This is a genomic window from uncultured Pseudoteredinibacter sp., from assembly GCF_947500695.1.
Lineage (GTDB): Bacteria > Pseudomonadota > Gammaproteobacteria > Pseudomonadales > Cellvibrionaceae > Pseudoteredinibacter.
The window spans coordinates 23,687-46,432 of sequence record NZ_CANMSS010000012.1 but is presented as its reverse complement, the minus strand read 5'-3'; the positions used below and the strand labels follow the sequence as shown (position 1 = coordinate 46,432).

The window sequence follows — 22,746 nt, the reverse complement described above, 5'->3', positions numbered from 1 at the left end:
CCGCAGGGCTTTTTTATTTTCACTGATAAACGCCTTAATGCACTTTAAGGCATTTCGTCAAACTCAGCACCTTCTTTCTCAACCTCAACCTGCATTAGGTCTTCTTTAGAAATGCCCATCATTAACAACACATTTGCTGCCACGTAGATTGACGAGTAGGTACCAATCGCCACACCGACTAACAATGCGATGGAGAAGCCGTGAATTAGCTCACCACCAAAGTAGAACAGCGCAACCAATACCAATAAGGTGGTCAAAGATGTTACCAAGGTACGGCCCAAGGTTTGACTCAGTGAGATATCGATTACTTCGACAGAATCCGCTTTACGGATCTTACGGAAGTTCTCTCGAATTCGGTCAGATACCACAATGGTATCGTTTAGCGAGTAACCAATAACCGCTAGCACCGCTGCTAATACCGTTAGATCGAAATCGATCTGTAATACCGAGAATACGCCCAAAACGATAACCACATCGTGAGCCAATGCGGCCACCGCACCTACCGAAAACTTAAACTGGAAACGCATGGCAACATAGATCATAACTACCGCCAAAGCGAATAGCATGCCGATACCACCGTCGTCGCGTAGTTCTTCACCCACCTGCGGGCCAACAAACTCTACCCGGCGCAATTCAACATCGGAGCCGTCAGTACGCAGGGTATCCATCACCTTATCGCCTAGCTCAGCGTCAGAATCTTCCTGCATGCGAATCAATACATCGGTTTCGGCACCGAAGTGAACTACGACAGGATCAGGGAAGCCCGCTTGCACCAATTGTTGGCGAATAGCGTTAACATCGGCAGGTGTTTGATAGCCTACTTCGATTTGTGAACCGCCAGTAAAATCCAAACCGAACTTCAAACCATTGGTGGCCAAACTGGCAATCGAACCAATGATTAACAGCAAGGAAAAGATCGCCGCCAGCTTACGCTGGGACATAAAGCGAATCACTTTCAATTCTTTCTTAGCTTTACTCATGATTTGCTCCTAGATCCACAGCTTCTGGATTTTACGGCCACCGATGGCCAAGTTAACCAAGGCACGGGTGCCCATAATGGCAGTAAACATCGAGGTCAAAATACCGATGGATAGCGTTACCGCAAAGCCCTGCACTGGGCCAGAACCAATCGCATAAAGAATCACGGCCACGATCAAGGTGGTAATGTTGGCATCCAAGATGGTGGTAAAGGCGCGATCGTAACCGGCGTTAATGGCCGATTGCGGCGGCAGGCCATTGGCCAGCTCCTCCTTAATCCGCGAGAACACCAGCACGTTCGCATCCACCGCCATACCTACGGTCAGAACGATACCAGCGATACCCGGCAAGGTTAGCGTTGCACCCAAGATCGACATGGCGGCAACCAACAAAATTAGGTTTAGAGTTAGAGCGATATTGGCGAAGATACCGAAGGCACGGTAGTACACCAACATAAAGAGCACAACAAAGGCTAGACCGATCTGTACCGAGATAATACCCAGCTCGATATTTTCAGCACCTAAAGATGGGCCAATGGTACGTTCTTCAGCGAAGTACATTGGGGCTGCCAAAGCACCAGAGCGCAACAAAAGTGCCAGTTCAGAAGCTTCAGCTGGGCTGTCCAAACCGGTAATACGGAACTGGACACCTAGACCTGATTGGATCGTTGCCAAGCTGATGATTTTCTTCTCTTCAACTTGAGTGTACTTAGGTTCTTTTTTACCGTCTTCGCCAGTAACGTATTTCACCTGGGTCTTCTGCTCAATAAACAGCACACCTAAGCGGCGGCCAACATTATTGCGCGTATTGCGGTGCATCTTCTGACCGCCTTTACTGTCCAGGTTAATATTTACTTGAGGCTGGCTGGTTTGGGTATCAAAGCTGGCTTGAGCACCAGACACATGATCACCGGTGATCACGACTTTCTTCTCTAAGAAAGCGTTACCCCAGATCTGCTGATCGCGCTCACTGCGGTAACCAAAAGATTCCTTGGTAGCAACCGAGGCTTCTGGCTTCGCTTCCAAGCGGAACTCTAGGTTAGCGGTTTTACCGATGATACGCTTTGCTTCAGCAGTGTCTTGTACACCGGGCAATTGCACCACAATGCGGGTCCGACCTTGGCGCTGAACAATCGGCTCAGAAACACCCAGCTCGTTTACACGGTTGCGCAAGGTGGTTAAGTTCTGACTAACTGCGTAATCTTCAATTTCTTTAATGCCTGCCTCGGTCATTTGTACACGCAGTACCGAGGTGCCATCTTCGTCGGTATCAACAAAGCGCTGCATATTCGGGAAGTTTTCACGCACTTGTGAAGTGGCTTTATTACGAGCTTCTTCCGTCTTAAAGCGCGCAATAATCACATTATCACGGCCTAATTTTACCGATTGATAGCGAATCTTCTCTTTACGCAGCTGGCTTTTGATTTCACTAACATTGGTTTGCATGCGCTTAGCAATGGCTTTGGGGGTATCAACTTCTAGCAAGAAGTGCACACCACCGGCCAAGTCCAAGCCTTTTTTCATAGGCTCCGCACCCCAGGCACGTAACCATTCTGGAGTCGTTGGCGCCTGACTTAGGGCCACAACGTAGTTATAACCCAAGGTTTCCGTCAACAATTGCTTGGCAGCTAACTGATCTTCGGCACTGCGCAGGCGAATGAGCGCATTTTTACCGTTGGCTTGCTCGCCAAAATAATCGATACCTTGTTCTTTAAGAGCGTTATTTGCTTGTTCTAATAGCTCATCATTAATCTGCATAGCCGCCGATTGACCCGAGATTTGAATAGCCGGATCAGGCGTATAGAGATTTGGGGCCGAGTAGATCAGGCCTAGGGCCGTAACCCCCAAAATGATTAGGTACTTCCAGAACGGATAGCGGTTCAGCATAGTGTTTTCCGTTTACGACTGTGGTGCCGATCAATCGATCAGCAAAAATAAGGGCATGGCCCAGCAAAAGGCCCGAATTATATCGCTTTGGTCAACAGCAAGCTATTGTGATTAGGGCTTGTGAGAGAAAGTGGGGGCATCTGCACAAAATACAAGCTCAGCGACATGAACAGTGTCTAATTTACGAGCAGCTGGTGGACTTTAGAGCAAAAAAAGAAGGGAAAGCCCACAGCGTACGCAAGAAATCCGCACCCAATTACATATCCGTATGTCGTTCGCTGTGGGCCCAGTAATTATCGGCGATTCAGGAAAAAGGCCTATAACTAGAACTGGTTATATCACTACATTAGTTGAGTTATATCAAGTCAGCGGCGGGGCCTCTTTACCCTGACGCGCATAAAACTCCTGCACATAATCCTCTAATCGCTCAGCAGCGATTGCCTCGCGCAACTCAGACATGATGCGCTGATAGTGCCGTAGATTATGGATGGTATTAAGCTCGGCACCCAAGATCTCCCCACACTTATCAAGGTGGTGCAAATAAGCACGGCTGAAATTCTGACAGGTATAGCAATCACACTCAGCATCTAAGGGGCTGGTATCATGGCGATGCTTGGCATTGCGGATCTTCACCACGCCCTCGGTGGTGAATAAATGACCGTTGCGAGCATTGCGGGTTGGCATTACGCAGTCGAACATATCCACGCCACGACGCACGGCTTCTACAATATCCTCTGGCTTACCCACCCCCATCAAATAGCGAGGCTTGTTCTCTGGCATAGTGTGGGCCAAATGATCCAATACACGCACCATATCTTCTTTGGGCTCACCCACTGAAAGGCCACCGATGGCATAACCATCGAAACCAATTTCTTCCAAACCCTGTAAAGATTCGCTGCGCAGACCTTCATACATACCGCCCTGCACAATGCCAAACAGCGCCGAAGGGTTATCGCCATGGGCGTCTTTACTGCGCTTTGCCCAGCGCAAAGACAGCTCCATAGAATCACGCGCTTCTTGCTCGGTAGCCGGGTAAGGCGTGCACTCATCGAAGATCATTACGATATCTGAGCCAAGATCGCGCTGAACCTGCATGGCGATCTCAGGGTTCAATTCTACTTTTGAGCCATCAATGGGAGATTTAAACACCACGCCTTCTTCGGTGATCTTGCGCATATCACCCAAGCTAAACACCTGAAAACCACCGGAATCGGTAAGAATTGGGCCCTTCCATTGAATGAAATCATGCAGATCGCCATGGGCTTTAACCACTTCGGTACCTGGGCGCAGCATTAGGTGGAAGGTATTGCCTAATATAATCTGGGCGCCAATCTCTTCAATATCACGCGGCAACATGCCCTTAACCGTGCCGTAGGTTCCCACCGGCATAAAAGCCGGGGTTTCGACAGTACCACGAGGGAATTTCAATCGACCACGGCGAGCTTTACCGTCACTGTTATCCAATTCAAAGCTCATCATACATTCGCGACTCACGGGGCACCTTTCTGTTCAGTTTTTCAGTTCAATTGTTCGATTTAATTTGTTCTAAATACGTTTTCGGTAAAACACTGCTAACAGGCAACTTATTGGCCTGGCACTTCATTAATAGCCTCAGGGTTATGGCGAATAAACATCGCATCACCATAACTAAAGAAGCGATACTCCTCGGCAACCGCTTCTTGATAGGCCAACATGGTATTTTTATAACCCGCAAAAGCCGACACCAGCATCATCAAGGTAGACTCAGGCAAGTGGAAGTTGGTCACCAAGGCATCCACGACCTTATATTGATAACCGGGGTAGATAAAAATATCGGTCTCGCCCTGCATGGGCTCAATCAGCTGGGAAATACTTTGTTGGGCGGCGGATTCCAAGCAACGCACTGAGGTGGTGCCTACCGCCACCACCTTGCCACCACGGGCTTTGGTACGCAGTACCTGCTCACACACCTCATTGGAAACTTCCATAACCTCGCTGTGCATTTGATGCTGATGGATGTCATCGACCTTTACCGGCTGAAAAGTCCCGGCGCCAACATGCAAAGTAACAAAAGCTAAATCCACGCCTTTAGCTTTTATGGCAGCCAATAATTCATCGTCAAAATGCAACCCCGCTGTAGGAGCTGCCACAGCCCCAGCTTTTTCCTCATCGCTATAAACGGTTTGATAACGCTCTTTATCACTATCCACATCAGCGCGATCAATATAAGGCGGCAGCGGCATATGGCCAATGGCCTCAAGCACGGGGAGCACCTCTTGCCCACCAAAGTCCAACTCGAACAAGGCGCCCTGACGCCCAGTGACGGTCACTTCGCTACCATCTTGCAATATGATGATATTGCCAGCCTTAGGGCTTTTATTGGCGCGGGTATGAGCCAGAACTTGTTTAGGCGAGACTATTCTCTCGACTAAGATTTCTACCTTGCCACCGGTCGCCTTCTGCCCAAACACACGCGCCGGAATAACACGGGTGTTATTAAACACCATTAGATCTCCCTCATTGAGCTGATCTAATAAATCTGGGAATTGCTGGTGGTCTAAGTTTCCGCTTGGGCCATCTAGGCATAACAAACGGCTGCCACGTCGCTCAGCCGCTGGCTGCTTGGCGATAAGCTGTTCGGGTAAATCGTAGTAAAAATCTTGGCGACGCATGATAAGCACTGCAGTTTAAAAAAGCAGCGCAGAGTATATCAAAAGCGAGGCTTTGGCTACGAGTAGCGCGGCTATTGAGCGCAAATACCAGCTTTGCTATGCCGCTGCCGCTTGCTGTTGTTTACGGGCCGCTTTACGCGCCTCGAGCTGAGCCTGCATCTGAGCACGCTGGCGACGACCGGTAACAATATGGATAGTTAATATAAGAGGGAAGCTTAGCCCTACTAGGGCGTGAAGATTGGCAAATACACCACGAATCTCATCGCTCGATAGGTAATACAATAAATAGGCACTGATCACCTGAAACAGCAATACCACAAGCAAAGTGATACCAAAGCCCCGCAAACGCTGAAGACGCCATGTCGCCGAGACATGATTCATCATAACAGCACCATAGCCCATCATCACGATAAAGGCCGCCGCGCCATGCACCATTAGAGTGGGAAATTGTAAGGGATGCTTTTCAGGACCAAAATCACCTTCCACGGTAATAAAGCGACTGAGAATAAAAAAGGCGATACCTGTCACCCAGCTCACCGCAAGAGCGAGATATAGCAGGCGACGATAGCTTGTTGGAATTCTTACATCTATATAAGCCATAGCTTAGGTACTTTTATGATTCGCGATTATCTAAATTACGCTATGCGAGCCTTACAACTCAAGCAAGCCATTGTGGCTATCTAACATAAAGGCGCGGCCTTTATATTGGCGAATGACTCGGGTATCCCTCGGGTTCAAAAATGCCAATTTAGTTAGCGCATCGGCTAACATGCATTGCTCGGCAAAGACTGAAACACTATAGCCTCGCACTGTGGCCTCACCGCTTTTTGGGTGAATCATCACACTGTCTTGTTCGGTAAAATAACAAGCGCTGGTAGCCAAAGCTGGCGCCAACATGGGCATTTTATGATTTTTATTGGGCTCATCCGGGTAGCGCACACCCACCGTTTCTTCTTCCCAATGACTTAAATACAGATCACCGCCAGCATTGATATTCAACTTTACATCGGCATCCATTTTACCCGCACCAATGCGCTCGATGGCTTTATCAACGGCATAGCCTTTTGCAATGCCACCCAGATCAATAAGCACTGGAGCAGAGAAGCTCAAGCCCTCATCACTGAGGTGTACGTTTTCCCAATTACCCGAACCTGCAACAGCCGATCCGCTAGCACCCGACCCCACAATAATGGCGCCATGATGTATATTCGGCAAAGAACCTTGGTCTACGAGTTGTGGCGCAATAGTGACATCAAATAAACCATCACTGGCTTCACTAAGCGAAAGCGCCAAGCCCATAACTCTGCGCATATCTTCTGAGATCGCAATCGGATCTTCGATGCCTAACAAAGCCCAACGGTTTATCTCAGACAGCTCACTATCCGGATTGTGAAAACCCAGACCTTCATGCACCTCAGCGATCGCTGAAAAGGCATCGATACTGAGATCTAATATTTCTTCATCATCCAGATCAGCCTCTATGGATACATCCACATAAGTACCCAGCAAAGGCTTACACCGATTAATTCGGTTTGTTGTCATTTTATCACTCGGCTATCACTTCAGCCGCGTATTATAGGTGACGAAGAACCTGTTCCCAAGTGTGACTTAGGCGATTGATGCCATCGGTAATATGGCGACAAGAGAGAGTGGCACCGGATATATTTTTAATTTGCTTATCAAGCTTAAGGTGCTCTTTGTAATCAAGGCCATTAAATTGGGCCTTCCATTTAGGGTTGGCCACTTCGTAACCATAGGTTTCACGATAGGTTAAAATTTCAAAACCCATCACTTTACCTTCATGATCATAAGCGAAAGCTAGATCAATATTTTCGTGTTTACCAATAACCTGATCGACGATAAACCAGCCGCCGCTTTCGGTTTTCCAGACTTGCAACTTATCGTTGCGAACACGAACTTTAGAAGCTTTTTTAATACTCTTAACCTGCTCACCGGACAAAGTCACCGGGATCTGTTCCATTGCCTCATCGCCCCACAATAGCTTGCGAGCTTGATCAATAGTCAGATAGGTTTTGGCATGGACTTCGATGGCTGGCAAGTAAGTACCGACCGCAAGTAAAGACACCATTTTGGTAAATGAACGCCTATCCATAAGAACCTCTCTAAGAAAATAAAATAAGAGAATATAAAACACTAATGGGGCCGAGGGCCCCAAGAGTAAAGCAGCTTTCTAATTGATTAAAAAGCTGCCCAAACTAAGCATCATTGAGGGGAAACTTAGAATTCGTAACCGTAAATAAAGCCGATGTGCACCTTCTCGTGCTCATCCCAGTTACGGTTGTTATTGCTGAATGAGTGCCAAGAACCACCACCAGCAACCTGCCACAATGCACCAGCTGTTACCCACCACTTCTGCTGAGCGTAGTGAATAGTTGGGCCAAAGTAGTTACCGTTTTGGTGCTGAGTACCAATGCGGAAGTCGCTTAAATCAAAGCTAGAACGCTTCAAGGTAGGATCGAACTCACCTTCTTCTTCTGGGTTTAGATAATCAGACTGGTGACGGAATTCCAAACCCACAAACCAGTTAGGCGCAACACGGTAAGAAACCGCAGCCGATGCATCAACGGCAATTTCTTCTTCCAAAACACCAGGAGACTTACGACGTTCAAATTCAGTTTTTACATTCAGTGCAAAAACTAAAGTGTCATCCAAAAAGTCTTTCTGTAAGAAAGTGGTAAAAGTGAAAGAGTCCTGATCAATGTCAGCACCGTCTAAGCGGTACTTGTCACGACGCTCGTAACCCACCCCCAAGGACAAACCAAAGTCATCTTTATATGGGCTTAGGACGTTGTACTTCAATCCAATTTCGTAGCCACCAAACTGAGTGTCTTTAAAACCAGGACCAGGATCTTCAACACCTTCTTCATCTTCAGTACAAGTGCCGCCTTGGGTTTCAATCATAGGGCCCATGCAATCGGTTACGCGATAGTCGTGGTGGAAGATCATACCTTCAACACTCAAGCTCAACTTATCGGTAATACCGTATTCGATTTCCGGACGAATATCGTGAAAATCGTAGTTGCCAGAGTTTTTACCCTTACGCCAAATATCACTCACTTTGAATTCAAAGCTGCCTTCAGGGCGTGTATCAGTACCCTTGGTGTACAACCATAGATTTTCGCCAGCCATTGCACTTGGGGCAACAACCGCAGCAGCGACTGCAGCTGCTAGCAGTTTAATTTTCATATTGATCTCCAATCCTCATTTATTGAATCTTTGAGCCAGCCTTCTGCCTCTTTTTGGGCTTTAATCACTAATTTTTATGTGGGCATAGCAGAATTTGGCGGAATGGTACAGATAATGAGAATCCATATCAATAGCATTTGTAATTTATTTTAATTCCCATGTACTTTTGTCTACAAAGCGTTATAGTGCCGGGCCGAAACGCTTGCAGGGCTATATCCCTAGCTAGCCAGAAGCCTTTAAAATAGCGGGCTTCAGACTTGTATTCCGAACCAGCACAAGAGTTTTATGCACCAACGCCCCCTGCTGCTTAGCCTGCTCAGCGCAGCGATAGCAGCCAGTTCTTCCCACGCTGAGCCACTTATTGATGAAGTCTTAGTTACTGCGGCCCGCCAGCAAGCCTTACTGGAAGATCTGCCCTATGCGAGCTACAGCGTAAGTGAGGAATCACTTAGGCAAAGCCGTAACCTGCCGGAATCCCTTGCTGGATTGCCTGGTGTTAGCGTACAAAAGACAGCCAATGGGCATGGCTCGCCGTTTATTCGTGGTTTTACGGGCTATCGCACGCTGGCCTTGATTGATGGGGTGCGCTACAACAACTCGGTCTACCGTGATGGTCCTAGTGAATATTTTGGCTTGATAGATAGCCAAGGCTTGTCCGGCTTAGAGCTAATAAATGGCCCCGCCTCTGTGCTGTATGGCAGCGATGCTATAGGCGGCACCTTAAATTTACACAGTAAAGAGCCAAGCCGTTTTAGTGCCAATGTATTTAGCGCCACCTTAGGCCAGCAACTGCGTTGGAATAGTGCCGAGCACAGTTTGCGCAGCCGCACTCAACTGGATATTGGGCACGGTGAGGACTGGGGCTTATTAGCGGGCTTTAGCTATAAAGATTTTGGCAATATAGAAGCGGCCGATTTAGGTAAATTAGCTACCAGCGGCTACCAAGAACAAAGCTATGATTTTAAATATCTAAAACAACTCAATAGCCATTGGCAGCTACAAGCGCTTTACCAAAACCTTAAGCAGGATGATGTTTGGCGCACACACTCCACAATATTTGCAAAGAGCTTTGCTGGCACGAGTGTTGGCAATGATTTGCACCGCAGCAAAGATCAGCAACGCCGCTTTGGCTATATCAAACTTATTGGCGAGCCCGAAGTCAATTGGTTGCAAAGGGCCGAGATCACACTGTCGAATCAGCAATGGCTAGAGTTTGGCGAACGCCAAAAAAGTAATGGTGAATGGATCATGGAGCGCTTCGATTCACGCATGAGCGGCCTAGATATTCAACTGCATAGCCAGCTAGGCGCTCACCGCTTTACCTATGGTTTAGATATTTATCGCGACCTTGTTGACAGCAGCCGTGAGGAGCTCGACCAGCAAGGCGATCTACTACGCGAAAGAATCCAAGGCCCTATTGGTGACGATAGCCGCTTTAGCCAAGTCGGCATTTATGCCCAGTGGCATTACGACATCAGCGACGACTGGCAATGGCAACTGGGCAGTCGTTATACCTGGGTTAGCGCCTATATCGGCCGCTTTGAAGATCCTAGCAGCGCTAATGCCGCCAGTTACGATCAAGATTGGAGTAACACTTCCAGCAGCATTAAGCTGCTTTGGCAGCCCATCAGCAGCCCATGGCAAGCCTGGTTTGGAATAAGCCAAGCTTTTCGCGCACCTAATATTGCCGATTTAAGTCGTTTCGGAAAAAGCCGTAGCAATGAAACTGAAATCGCGGCTTTGAATCTAGATCCCGAACATTTTCTTACCACAGAAGCGGCTATACGTTGGTCAAACCTTGCCAGTGATAGCGGCCTAATGTGGCAGCTCAACACCTTCCATACCGATATTGAAGACTACATTACCAGCACGCCCACTGGCCGCATTGTTGATGGTTTAACCGAGGTTAGCAAAGCCAATAGCTCCAGTGGCTTTATGCATGGTTTTGAGGCCAGCTGGCTCTGGCGCCTAAACTCAAACTGGTCACTAAAAGGCAATAGCAGCTGGGTACAAGGTGAACAAAGTTTGCCAGATTTTGAAAGCGATCAATATTTTAGCCGCAGCATGCCCTCAAGCGGATTACTTGCGGTGCAATGGCAGGTCCCAGGTCACCAAGTCGAATTGGAAATACGCCACAGCGCCAAAGCCGACCACTTAAGCCCCGCCGATTTGGAGGATGATGAACGCATTCCACCGGGAGGCACTCCGGCTTACACGGTAATCAACCTTCGCAGCAGCCATAAACTCAGCCAGACATTTTTAAAGGCCAAAGGGCATTGGTATCTGGATCTAAACAATATCAGCGACAAAGCCTACCGCAGCCACGGCTCCGGCATCAACGAACCCGGCCGAGGCATCAGCATCGGCATCGACCTAAGCTGGTAAGCCCCAAAAAACACGGGGTCAGAACCCATGGGTTCTGACCCCACCTCGAAGCCGAGAACCTTAAGCCCCCACCAAACTATCCGGCACGACCAAAGCCCACACACTCAAAATGCACTTATAAAATCCACCCAAAGGGCTTTAAGAAAGAACAAACTAAGAAAGATCGCAACGGCTGAACCACCAAACTTCTACCAAACGGGGTCAGAACCCATGGGTTCTGACCCCACTTCGAAGCCGATGTGCTTGAATTACTACTTACCTATCCGACGCCGCTTCCGCGCTCTAGCCTGCAAGGTGATAATAAAGAGATACATCCCAGTCACCCAAAGGGTAAATAAGATAATCGATGCCGGCAAAAATAAGCCCAACTTAGCGGCATCATGAAAGAAACTACCGTCGTGAATCGCCTCAATTACATCTGAGCGGCGAAAATCAATATGCAATACCTCGCCACTTTGTTGATCCAACTGCATTTCATAGCCATTGCGGCTCTGCAGCTTTATCACTCCCTTACTAGGGCGAACGTCTAAGCGCTTAATATCCTGCCAGCTCTCAACTTCCAATAAAGGTTCAGCTTGGGCCTTAGCCAATATATTCACATAGGCCAGAGTAGGCTCACCCTTATTACCTTTAATCGTAGGCGGCTGAATCCAATCACTTTCCTTCTTAAGCAGCAGCAATACCCCCGAGCCAATCATAATCAAAACCGGCAGCGCACAAATAATGGCTCCCCAGAAATGAATTTTACGATTTAAACGGTGCGACTTGGCGCTCATAGCTTGATCTACTCGAATGACTACCGGATTACAGCCCTAAGGCAAGCTTAGCTCTTAGAGGGCTGGCCATGGTAGCAGTTCAAACGACAGCAGCAAGCACTTTAAAAAAACCAATTAAAATAAATACTTGACGGCATAAAAGTCACTGTTATAATCACGCCCTCTTTCAGCAACGCACCCGCGTTCGCCCTCTGTGCCGGAGTGGTGAAATTGGTAGACACGTCGGATTCAAAATCCGATGCTAGCGATAGCGTGCCGGTTCAAGTCCGGCCTCCGGTACCATTTAATTCCCCAATATTATTACCGCCAAGATTCTACAAAAGAATGGCGTCTTCCCTCGCCACAATGAACCTTGGTCTTAAGCGATAACTCTCAAACAAAATTTTCGAATCAAACTCACAAGGTTCGAAAACACGCTGCAGTACGAAACAATTGCGGCATAAATAACATGGAATCCATTGAGGAACTTAAATAGAGTAGGCTTAAGAGCCCAATCACTCTCAAGCCAATCACAATTCAACTCTACGCGTTCACCAATAGATGCACCCAAATACTCGCCCCATATCCTAAGGCAATCACCGGTGTCCATTTCAAATGACCAAAGAAAGTATATTGCCCTCTAGCTTGTCCCATTAACGCAACGCCAGCGGCGGAGCCAATGGATAACATACTACCACCAACTCCAGCTGTTAATGTTACCAACAGCCACTGGTTGTGCGACATTTCAGGGTTCATAGTCAACACTGCAAACATAACGGGAATGTTATCCACAATTGCCGATAAAAAGCCTACTAGAATATTGGATGTAGTAGGGCCTAGCTCGCCGTAAGAAAAGCCGGAAGCTAAGCTCAGGTAACCAATAAAACCAAGGCCACCCACGGCCAAGATCACGCCATAAAAGAAGAACAGCGTATCCCACTCTGCTTTAGCGATCTTTTCGAATACATCAAAATTAAAGGGATCGTCATGGGAGCCGGGTGGATTTTCACTGCCACTGTGCCAACTTAAAGAGCGGCGGCGTAGGGAATAACCATAGAGTTTTAAATAGGCGAGGCCTGCCATCATGCCAAACACAGGTGGAATATGTAGAAAGTTATGAAAGCTCACCGCGGTAACTATGGTAAGCAGAAACAATCCAACGATTACCAACGCACCATGCTTCATACTGACGTCTTCATGATCGCCAGCCGGTGGTTTTCCGCTTGGTAGCGCGAACTGCATGATCAAAGCGGGCACAAGGAAATTCACTAATGAAGGCACAAATAAGGCAAAGAATTCGAAGAACTCGATAACGCCCTTTTGCCAAACCATTAGGGTGGTGATATCTCCAAAAGGGCTAAAGGCACCACCGGCATTGGCGGCCACTACTACATTAATACAAGCAATCGATACAAAGCTCGGCTTGCCCTCACCGACCACCAAGATAACGGCACACATTATTAGAGCCGTTGTTAGGTTATCGGCCACGGGGGAGATCACAAAAGATAAGGCACCCGTCAACCAGAACAGTGCCCTATAACTAAAACCTTTTAGTACCAACCAGGCTCGCAAGGCTTCGAATACCCCACGCTCCAGCATGGCATTTATATAGGTCATTGCCACTAGAAGGAAAAAGAACAGCTCGGTAAATTCTAAAAAATTGTGCCGAATAGCCGATTCGACCAGATGGGAATCACCATGGTGGCGGTAGACTATGGCTACCATCACCCATATCACAGCGGCCGCCAGTAGCACTGGCTTAGACTTGCGCATATGCAACTGCTCTTCAAATATCACCAAGGTATAGGCCACTACAAATACGGCGATAGCCGCATAGCCAACCCAGTGCTGGGTTAGATCCATTAACTGACCTGGGCTATCTGAAGCCTGAGCCAAGCCAGGCAACAACAGACCCAGCAGCAGTACACTTATCACTCGAAGCAAAACCGTTTTCCTTTTGTAATGATTAAAGCACTTGGTTTACAGGGCAGGCATTGTGTCTTGTTGGCGGCGAAACACCTTTGATGTAAATCAGCAGATACAAGGGCTTTCCCAAATTATCGTGATAATTTCACCTGGCTTTGACCTTGTCGGCGATATCTTAGGCTCATATTCTCAATAACTCAGGAATCAAAGCCCGTGACACTGCTAAGTCCCTCGAAAAGCGCCAAACTTTTACCCTTACTTATCAATATGTTCTGGATAGTGATAGCGACCAGTACAGCGGCTGAAGAGCCTTTGGCGAATCCGCATTTAGCGGATAGTCATCCAGTCATCGTTAGCTCGGAGGCTCGCCATCTACGGCTGTCCCAAAAAATTGAGGAATTATTGGACGCCCACCAACTACCCGGTTTGGTGCTAAAGGTGAAACACCGTGGCGATGTTATCCACCACCAAGCCCATGGCAAGATCAATATTTCTAAAGAAAAGCTTATGAGCAAGGATGCACTATTTCGCATCTATTCCATGAGCAAACCCATTACTGCTGTTGCCATGCTGCAACTGTTGGATAAAGGGTTCATTTCACTAGACGATGATATTCGTAAGTATCTACCAGAGTTCGAACCGTTCGAGGTTGATGGTAAGGTGTATACCGTTAACATTCACCAACTGCTTTCCCATACCGCTGGTTTCGGTTACGGCGGCGGCTTAAAGAGCTGGGTAGATATTCGCTATTTGATTGCCAATCCGCTCAGCCGCCGTAATACCCTAGACGACCTTGTCGATGATCTATCCGGTATCGACTTAAAATTTCCACCAGGTGAGAGACTTAAGTATAGCATCGCCAGTGATATCCAAGGTGCCATCATCGAGCGCGTAAGCGGCCTTAAGCTGGATGCCTACTTTCGGAAATTTATTTTTGAACCCTTGAATATGAAAGACACCGCTTTCTACGTGCCAGAGAAAGAGCAACATCGCCTGGTCGATATGTACGTATACGATGCAGGTACCTTTGAAGCCGCATTTGTATTCAATCAAGAAAAGATATCACTTAGCGAACGAGCCAAAGATAGCCCTTATTTAGAAAAGCCAAAATTGCTATCCAGTGGAGGCGGCTTGGTTTCAACAAGCGAAGACTACAGTAATTTTGTTAGCATGCTCGCCAACAAGGGGGAGTTTGAAGGGAAAAAGCTGCTTTCAGAAAAGAGCACAGCACTGATGTTAAGCAGTAAAACCAAGGGTTTAGACACTCATTTTTTGCCGAGGGTTTACCAGGGAGTAGGCTTTGGCTATGGTTTAGGCATAAAGGAAATTGCGGGTGATGTGCGTGCGCAAGGTAGCTTTTTTTGGGGCGGCATGGGCGGCACTACTTTTTGGGCCGATCCCAAAAATGAACTAGAAGTCACAGCAATGATGCAAGTTGAAGATGGTTGGATAGCATTGGAGAAATGGTTGCTTAAAGAGATTTATCCCATAATCAATAATCGCTAAATACTCCAAACTGATACCTTAAAAAAGCCCGAGCGCTGCTCGGGCCAAAGGAGGAGAGGACTTCCTAGCCTTTAAAAACGGTATACATAACCAATACCTACATTGAAGGTATTGTCGCGGTCCACGATGGAGCTATCGCTGATTTCTTTGGAATAGGACTCGTATTCCAGATTTAAAACCACGGCATGATTTTCCATAAATGGGTACATAGCCATGATTCCAGCGCTATAATTCACACCGGCATCGGCCTTATAAAATGCACGATCAGGGCGTACATATTGTTGTTCCACGCCGTAAAAGTACTGATTAATCTCTTCACTTTGCCACTGCAAGCCAATCGACGGCTCAATCATCCAGCCTGCCATAGGTATTTCAAAACTGTATTCTAGCTCGGCACTTGTACCATCATGGGTTCCACTTACATCTGAAGCCAATGACAAGCTAAACTCACCCCAGTTGGTTTCTTTCGATATTCCAATCTGTCCCATTACGATACTATCGAACTCAGGCATGTCAGCAAGCAACTTACTATTATCGCGATCCGTATCTCCGATACCGTCAAGGGCTATTGAGGTACTGATAGACCAACCGTTATCTTCGTATAGATAGTATCCAAGGCCCGGCCCACCAATAAAAAAGTTGCCCCAGCGAGCTTGAATAAAGGGAAAGGGCTGAATTTCATCATCACCGCCCACATAAAGAGATTGATCATTGCCTACGAGTATGCCTAAAGCATAGCCTTCGCTGTCTTCGTCATGACGCTCATCACTTTGTGCCAACACGCCTAGCGCACAAGTAGATAAGCAAGCTGCGGTGATAAATTGATAAAACCTCATGCCATTGTTCCTCTTGTTTAAGATAGTGGCTATCTTATTTATTCAGAGGTATCCATGAGGTGTATTAAAAAGATTTAATTTCCCAAACCGACTAACTTTACACAGGTTTAAATCGCAATAGGCATTCACGACCACTGCCTGTAATTTCACAGTGATAGTACCACCCCAGTCTTTCAGCAATCTGCTCTACTAAATCTAAGCCCAAACCGAAACCAACCTGTTCCGAGTCCGTCACTGAAGCAGAGTCAGTTGTTTCCCAGTTTAGAATTCGCAGGCCATTATCGGATAAACTTACCTCCACACCACCTTTCTGGGTATGTTGAAACGCATTCCGAATTAGATTTGAAATTAGAATAGTGCAAAATACAGGGGGTTCTTCGACGTATACTGACAAGCCTCTTAGATCAATAGAGACACTTTTCCCTTTCAATAGATAGCTATTGTCGTCGATAGAGCTCTGACACAGCTCCAGTAAATCGATCTTTTCTACAGGAGGGCTAATCGCATCTTTTCGATTCAACCAAAGCAGTGTCTCGGTCAGTAGTCGCATATCTGTTACGGAGTACTTTATGCGCTCTAAAGCCTGCTTCTCTTGCCCAGAGAGATCACTGAATCCGTCGAGCTTTTCAAGAAGTTCAATATTTCCGGCAGCTACGGCAATAGGCGTTCTAAGCTCATGACTTGCATATTGCAAGAATCTTCGTTCTTTTTCTGTTGATTCCGCAGTCCTGGCAAAGGCTTCTTGAAGCTTTAACGCGATAACATTGAGCTCTCGATAACGAAAACTCGGCAAATCTTGTTTTACATTATCGACCGTCAGCTCGCTTGCCCACTGTGAAATAGCATGAACAGGTTGGCTTATTCTACGAAATAGCAAAAGAGCTAGAAGGGAAAACAATAAGATAATAAATAGGGCAAAATAAAGCGCAGCATCTTGAACCGTATCTCGCTCTTGATCTTCAGCTTCAGTTAGCTGTATGCCCGTTAACAGATAAAGCCACTGACCTTCCGGCATACGGTAAGCATACAAAAAGAGTATTTGGCAGTTTTGCCCTTCACACAGCTCTTTGAAATCATCAGCCGGTGTATCTTCGCTTTCGTCATAATCAATATCGACAAAGAAATCATAATCTTCATGCTCGAAATTTTCAGGCTTAAAAATCAGCTTGATAGGCTCGGGAATATCATCGATAGAGGTGTAAACGTGGTAAAAATCATCGGCCATCAGCGGCGCATTCGGGTCGTTCTCAAGACGAGACATATAAGCGGAGATTTCCCTTTCTGCCTCACCTTTGAGTTTTAGTAATACCCCTAGATTTAGAAGTATGGAAGACATGATGGCAAAAATCAGTGCAAAAATGGTACCTGCACCAATAATCCACCACATCAATAGGCTCTTGATACTACGGTTTGGCCCGATAGAAAATATCTTTTTAAACATTCAGCTCACGCATAACAAAGCCATGATTGGGAACAGTATGAATCAGTGTTTTATCAAAGGGCTTATCAAGCTGTTGACGCAAGCGATACATATGAACTTTTAACAAATCAGTATCCGGAACATCATTCTGCCAAATCGCCCACTCCAGGGCATCACGTTTTACAATATCCGGCGATTTTCGCATTAGCTCCACCAATATGGTCCAGCCCGTTGGCGTCACATCAATCAACTTTCCACCCCGGCAAACCGTTTTACTTTGCAAGTCGACTTCAATATCGGCCAAGAATAGTTTCTTGGCTTGAGCGCTTCGACGATGCGAGAGCGATTTAATCCGCGCAGCCAGCTCTTCCATTTCAAAGGGCTTTACTAGGTAATCATCTGTACCTACATCAAAACCATTCAACTTGTCGGCCAAGGCATCGCGCGCGGTTAGCATTAAAACTGGAGTATCAACCCCCTGATTCCTTAATGCCTCGCATACTTCAAAGCCATTAAGTTTGGGCAGATTAATATCCAGTAAAATGGTTTGGTAATTGTTATTTAGAGCTAGGTTTAGACCCGCTTCGCCATTGGGAGCAAAATCACACTCAATACCTTCTAGCTTCAAATAAGTCGCGATAGTAGTCGCCAGATTAATATTATCTTCGACTAATAGAGTTTGAATATTCATTCGCGGGCTCCCAATGTATGAGGGGTTAACTTGTTTCGCATGCGCAAAAATAGTGCTCGAATGTCTTCTGCAATCATAAGCACAATTGGCACTAATATTAATGTCACCAAAGTAGCAAAAGTAATGCCATAGGCCAGTGATGTAGCTGCCGGGATTAAGAATAGGGCTTGAGAAGCCGTCTCTTGCAGCAAAGACGCTAAGCCAAGTACCGTTGTTAAGGTAGTCAATACAATAGCCCTCATACGCAAAGCACCCGCCTGTAGGAGTGCATCATGCAAAGCTACGCCCTTGGAACGCAAAGCGTTAAATTGATTCAATAATAATAGGCTATCGTTCACCACAACTCCGCTTAAAGCGAGAATTCCGAATATCGATAGAATACTAATCGCCAAATCATTTACCCAATGCCCGATTACGGCTCCTACAATTCCAAAAGGAATAGCCGACATAATGACAAATGGCTGCCAATAGGATTTAAGTGGCACAGCTAACAAAAAGTAAATACTAAATAGCGACAGCATAAAAATACCAAGCAAAGAATCCGAGCTTTCTTCCTCCTCAGCGGCATCCCCATCAATCAGGATATCGATATTGGGGTACTGGCGCTTAATTTCAGGAAAGACTTCATTTTCCAAAGTGGTGATTAGAGCTGAGCTACTGAGTATTTGTTCCTGAAGGTTTGCACTAATAGTCGCCGAGCGACGATTGGCTACCCTTCGAATGGTTTCCTGCTTTAGCTCTGTCTTAACCTTTGCCACCAGTGCTAGCGGTAGCACCTCCCCACTGGGGCTGCGCACACGAGCATTTTCAAGGCTGGTAATATCTTGGCGCTGCTGATATGGATAGCGCACTCGGACCTTAACCTCGTCTTTACCCCGCTGTATGCGCTGTACCTCGGCACCATAAAAGCTCTGCCGAATTTGCAGGGCTAAATCCGCCGTGGACATGCCAAGAGAGCGGCCGAGCGGGGTCAGCTCAAATAGAAAGACAGGCTGTACTGCCGCATAGTTATTGTGAACATCCTGCACCCCAGCTAACTCGGCGAGCTTTACACTTAGCATTTGTGCGGCACCATTTAACTGGCTGGCGTCCTCCGATAGCAGGTTAAGCTCTACATCTTTATCTTCAAAGTCGTCTGTTGAAACAATAAGATCTTGCAAACCTTCGTAAGTATTGAGCTGTTCTTGCAGTTGCTCTGCATATTCTGTGGAATCAATATAGTTTCTAGCCGCCGAGCTAAGCTCAATCTGAACCAAGCCGCTTTGATCATCCGCCACCAGTGAGTAGACACGGGCCGTAAATGCCTCCTTTACAGCATATTGCTTTTGAAGCTCTTGGTCTAAGGTCGCAATCTCTCGTTCCACCTTGTCGACCTGACGGTGCAACAAGCCATAGCCCCCACCTTGGCTGACACTAAAGAACACTGAGACATTATCTTCAGGGATATCAGGAAAGAAGCTAAAGCCTACCTTTCCGCTAGGCACCATACCGATAACCAAGACAAAGGCTGCGAAAAAACACAATAACGTGGCATAGCGAAAGCGCAGAGCCCTATCTAACAAAGGTTGGTAATAATCCTCATTGAGACGAACTATCAAATTATTCGCTTTTCCCTGCACAAAAGACAAGGCTCTAGTGGCCATGTTCTTCGGCTTTTTAGCTTCATCTTCATGCTGATTTTGCTGAGTTTGTAGATGTCTTAAATGCGCAGGTAGAATTAATTTAGACTCGATCAAGGAAAAAATCAGGCAGGCGGTACACACCAAAGCAAACTGGGAAAAGAGTGAGCCCAATTGCCCCTCAACCAAAGACAAGGGAAAAAATGCCGCTACCGTGGTCAATACACCAAATGCGGTTGGCACCGCAATGCGCTGTACCCCCACGATTGTGGACTCTACATTATCACCAAGCTCTTTGCGTGCCGAGTAGACACTTTCCCCCACTACAACAGCATCGTCCACTAAAATCCCTAGCACCAATACAAAGCCAAAGGTGGTTAACTGGTTCAAGGTTAGATCCCAAAAACTCCCTCCCATTAAAATTAGGCCACCGGCAAAACAAATCGGCAAACCCATTGCCACCCACAGAGCAACCTTAAAGTTCAAGAAGATGGTCAACACCAACATTACCAACAGAATACCGATCAAGCCGTTATCAACTATCAAATTCAGGCGATCGATCATATTGCTACTTTGATCCCACCAGGCTTCGATAACTACGCCCTCGGGAGTATCGCCTGAGCCCTGCCAATGTTGCACACGTTCTTTAACCTGCTCCGAGATTTCAATAATATTGTCCCGCCGCCCTGCGCCCACTTCTAGCGTGATAGCACGTTTTCCATGTAAGCGAGAAAGTACATTAGGGCTTTCTTCGTATCCTTCGCGAATAGTGGCAATATCTTTCAACAAAACGTCACGGCCATCGGCGTAGCTGCTAACAACTATTTGCGCGAACTCTGAAGCTCTATAACGTTGCTTATCAGCCTTCAGCAGAATCAAACCTTTATCAGAACGCAACTCCCCACTGCTCTCACTAATGGACTCAGCTCGAATACGCTCAACCACATCGTTTAGACTTAATCCGTAGCTTTGCAAGGCGTACTCATCAAGCTCTACAGAAATCTCATCGGTGCGCCAACCGCTGCGGGTGACTTTATGAACGCTCCCGAGCTTCAACAAGTCTGTTTCTAGTCTGCGGCTAAATTGCTGTAACTCTCGCTGCCCTACATCACCATAAACGCTCACCCAGATAGCACTTTCATCCCATTGCTGGCGTGAAACAATCGGCTTCTCTGCAGCAGCAGGAAAACTGGGAATACCATCGACGATATTTTTAACCTCAGCGGTTAAACGATCGAGGTCATAATCATGCTGCTTTTCAACGGTGACGGTAACCGAGCTATTAGTACTGGACGAAGCTATTCGCTTAATACCCGCCTGCCCAGCCAAGGCCTCTTCGATCTTAATCGCAATGCCTTCTTCGGCCTGCTGGGGGTCGCCACTTTCAAAACGCACATCTATGCTGATGCGATTCGGCTCTACACTCGGAAAGCCTTCAATACGTAAGGAGGCCGCCGTTCCTAGCCCCATCGCTAAGATGAGCAGCATCAATAAATTGGCAGCAACGGGATTATGTACAAACCAGGCAACGACACCTTTATTGATCGCTTGCTTATCCATGCCTTGCTTGTCGCTATGCTGATCAGACGAATTCATTGCGCAGCACCACGTCTATTAACAGCCAGCTGATTCAGCCTTTGCACTTCGACCTGCTGGCCATTTACATAGTGTGGAAGCGGGCTACTGAGGATATCTAAGCTTTGGCTAACCAGCCCTGCGGGAGGACGCACATAAACATTGCCTTTGTGCTGAAATGCGATATCGGCGCTAAAGCTTCGCAATCGTTTTTTGGCATCCACATACCATAGATCACCACTGCTGCTCACACTGCTAGCCGCTACAGCCATTAGGCCTTGCTCAACCCGTCCAGGGATTTCCACCCCCACAAAATTACCTGACAAAAGAGACATCTCTTGCTTTGGGTCTTGTACAACACGCAATACCAAAGGTCGCAAACGGGTTTGGCGATCAAAGGCCTGACCGGCCCTAGCAATTTTTGCCCGCCAGCTACTGCCATCATCTCCACTTAAGATAATACTCGCTTGGTAATTCTCAATACTGTGAGTAGCACCGAAAAGCAATTGCCACTCCGACGGTTTAAGCATCACGGTTAGCTCTAGATCGTTGGCGCTGTATATTGTTGCGACAGCCTGCCCCGCTTGTAAAAACTGCCCCGGTGCTACTAAACGTTCACTAATAACGGCATCAAAAGGTAGGCGCATCTCGGTTCTATTTAAATTTTGCTTTGCCAGCTTGAGTGCAGCAGTGGCCTGCTCGACTTCGGCTTCTGCCAGTTGTAACTGAGGTTTACGCAGACGCAAGTCATCCGCTTCAATTTTCGTTTCCTTCGATGCTTTCGCTGTCTTCGATCCTTTCGCTACGCTAACCCCTTTCGCCAACCCACTCTCTTGCCATTCCAGCAGTGCTTGCTTGGATTCTTGTCTTTCAAGCTGCAGGTTTAAATTGGCCTGTGCCAGGTTCTGCTGCGCCTGTGCGTATTCCTGTTGAAAGCGCAATGCATCGACTTTAAGTAGGCTTGTTCCTTTGCTCAGAACTCGGCCTGTTTCAAAGAGAGGATGCAAGCTCTCAACGCGAGCCGATAGTTCAGAGCTGAGGCTCATCTCATATTTAGGGCGCACTTCGGCATTGGCAAATACCCGCCCTTGGTGAGCACCCACACTAATCGCTTCCACCGTGACCAACACTTTGCGCTGGGCCTCTTGGTACTTTTCTGGCTCCGGCCGATTTTCAATGGCATAGACGGTATAGGCCAGCGATAGCATTAACAGGCCTAGCCCCGCTAATGAAATCCAAAGCGTATTGCTCTTAAGCTTACTCAGCATAGTTTTTTAGTTCCCACTCTTTCCTTGCCTTTTGTATGAAGAA

At 47.0% G+C, this 22,746-nt stretch carries 17 protein-coding genes and 1 tRNA gene; 3 read left to right on the top strand and 15 right to left on the bottom strand.

What is annotated here, in order from left to right; all coding sequences use genetic code 11:
* Window positions 1-44: 44 nt before the first annotated feature.
* From secF to Q1A08_RS18255, 8 genes are all read right to left on the bottom strand, one after another.
* Window positions 45-980, bottom strand: a complete 936-nt coding sequence (secF, locus tag Q1A08_RS18290; RefSeq protein WP_299775595.1) for a protein translocase subunit SecF — start codon at window positions 978-980, stop codon at window positions 45-47.
* A 9-nt stretch (window positions 981-989) separates the two neighbouring features.
* Complete coding sequence (gene secD / locus Q1A08_RS18285; RefSeq protein WP_299775593.1) at window positions 990-2,864, bottom strand: protein translocase subunit SecD; 1,875 nt, start codon at window positions 2,862-2,864, stop codon at window positions 990-992.
* Window positions 2,865-3,224: 360 nt separating this feature from the next.
* Window positions 3,225-4,358: a tRNA guanosine(34) transglycosylase Tgt gene (gene tgt, locus Q1A08_RS18280; RefSeq protein ID WP_363323551.1), complete on the bottom strand. Its 1,134-nt coding sequence runs from the start codon at window positions 4,356-4,358 to the stop codon at window positions 3,225-3,227.
* A gap of 89 nt (window positions 4,359-4,447) precedes the next feature.
* Complete coding sequence (queA, locus tag Q1A08_RS18275) at window positions 4,448-5,515, bottom strand: tRNA preQ1(34) S-adenosylmethionine ribosyltransferase-isomerase QueA (RefSeq protein ID WP_299775591.1); 1,068 nt, start codon at window positions 5,513-5,515, stop codon at window positions 4,448-4,450.
* 96 nt (window positions 5,516-5,611) lie between these two features.
* Window positions 5,612-6,115, bottom strand: coding sequence for a hypothetical protein (locus Q1A08_RS18270; protein ID WP_299775589.1), 504 nt, complete (start codon window positions 6,113-6,115; stop codon window positions 5,612-5,614).
* A 51-nt stretch (window positions 6,116-6,166) separates the two neighbouring features.
* Window positions 6,167-7,057 carry an FAD:protein FMN transferase gene (locus tag Q1A08_RS18265; RefSeq protein ID WP_299775587.1) on the bottom strand — a complete coding sequence of 297 codons (891 nt, stop codon included), beginning with the start codon at window positions 7,055-7,057 and terminating at the stop codon, window positions 6,167-6,169.
* Window positions 7,058-7,088: 31 nt separating this feature from the next.
* Complete coding sequence (locus Q1A08_RS18260) at window positions 7,089-7,628, bottom strand: FMN-binding protein (protein WP_299775585.1); 540 nt, start codon at window positions 7,626-7,628, stop codon at window positions 7,089-7,091.
* Between the two features lie 125 nt (window positions 7,629-7,753).
* Window positions 7,754-8,722, bottom strand: a complete 969-nt coding sequence (locus Q1A08_RS18255; protein WP_299775583.1) for a DUF6662 family protein — start codon at window positions 8,720-8,722, stop codon at window positions 7,754-7,756.
* A gap of 285 nt (window positions 8,723-9,007) precedes the next feature.
* Between Q1A08_RS18255 and Q1A08_RS18250 the strand changes: the two genes are divergently transcribed.
* Window positions 9,008-11,107: a TonB-dependent receptor gene (locus tag Q1A08_RS18250; RefSeq protein ID WP_299775581.1), complete on the top strand. Its 2,100-nt coding sequence runs from the start codon at window positions 9,008-9,010 to the stop codon at window positions 11,105-11,107.
* A gap of 251 nt (window positions 11,108-11,358) precedes the next feature.
* Here Q1A08_RS18250 and Q1A08_RS18245 read toward each other — a convergent pair whose 3' ends face one another.
* Window positions 11,359-11,883, bottom strand: coding sequence for a PepSY-associated TM helix domain-containing protein (locus tag Q1A08_RS18245; protein ID WP_299775579.1), 525 nt, complete (start codon window positions 11,881-11,883; stop codon window positions 11,359-11,361).
* 195 nt (window positions 11,884-12,078) lie between these two features.
* Between Q1A08_RS18245 and Q1A08_RS18240 the strand changes: the two genes are divergently transcribed.
* Window positions 12,079-12,165: transfer RNA gene (locus Q1A08_RS18240), tRNA-Leu, on the top strand.
* 240 nt (window positions 12,166-12,405) lie between these two features.
* Here the strand turns inward: Q1A08_RS18240 and nhaD are convergent.
* A complete protein-coding gene (nhaD, locus tag Q1A08_RS18235) occupies window positions 12,406-13,797 on the bottom strand; it encodes a sodium:proton antiporter NhaD (RefSeq protein ID WP_299775766.1) in 1,392 nt (463 codons plus the stop codon).
* A 204-nt stretch (window positions 13,798-14,001) separates the two neighbouring features.
* Between nhaD and Q1A08_RS18230 the strand changes: the two genes are divergently transcribed.
* Window positions 14,002-15,294: a serine hydrolase domain-containing protein gene (locus tag Q1A08_RS18230; protein ID WP_299775577.1), complete on the top strand. Its 1,293-nt coding sequence runs from the start codon at window positions 14,002-14,004 to the stop codon at window positions 15,292-15,294.
* A 71-nt stretch (window positions 15,295-15,365) separates the two neighbouring features.
* Here the strand turns inward: Q1A08_RS18230 and Q1A08_RS18225 are convergent, their stop codons facing one another.
* The 5 genes from Q1A08_RS18225 to Q1A08_RS18205 all read right to left on the bottom strand — a co-directional run bounded on the left by Q1A08_RS18225 (window position 15,366) and on the right by Q1A08_RS18205 (window position 22,703).
* The gene (locus Q1A08_RS18225) at window positions 15,366-16,130 is read right to left on the bottom strand and encodes a MipA/OmpV family protein (protein ID WP_299775575.1); all 765 of its coding nucleotides are present in this window, start codon (window positions 16,128-16,130) and stop codon (window positions 15,366-15,368) included.
* A 97-nt stretch (window positions 16,131-16,227) separates the two neighbouring features.
* The gene (locus Q1A08_RS18220) at window positions 16,228-17,517 is read right to left on the bottom strand and encodes a HAMP domain-containing sensor histidine kinase (protein ID WP_299775573.1); all 1,290 of its coding nucleotides are present in this window, start codon (window positions 17,515-17,517) and stop codon (window positions 16,228-16,230) included.
* Window positions 17,518-17,563: 46 nt separating this feature from the next.
* A complete protein-coding gene (locus Q1A08_RS18215; RefSeq protein ID WP_299775571.1) occupies window positions 17,564-18,241 on the bottom strand; it encodes a response regulator transcription factor in 678 nt (225 codons plus the stop codon).
* Window positions 18,238-21,456, bottom strand: coding sequence for an efflux RND transporter permease subunit (locus tag Q1A08_RS18210; protein ID WP_299775569.1), 3,219 nt, complete (start codon window positions 21,454-21,456; stop codon window positions 18,238-18,240). Before Q1A08_RS18210 ends, Q1A08_RS18215 begins: the two co-directional genes overlap by 4 nt.
* Window positions 21,453-22,703: an HlyD family efflux transporter periplasmic adaptor subunit gene (locus Q1A08_RS18205; RefSeq protein ID WP_299775567.1), complete on the bottom strand. Its 1,251-nt coding sequence runs from the start codon at window positions 22,701-22,703 to the stop codon at window positions 21,453-21,455. Before Q1A08_RS18205 ends, Q1A08_RS18210 begins: the two co-directional genes overlap by 4 nt.
* Between the last annotated feature and the right edge of the window lie 43 nt (window positions 22,704-22,746).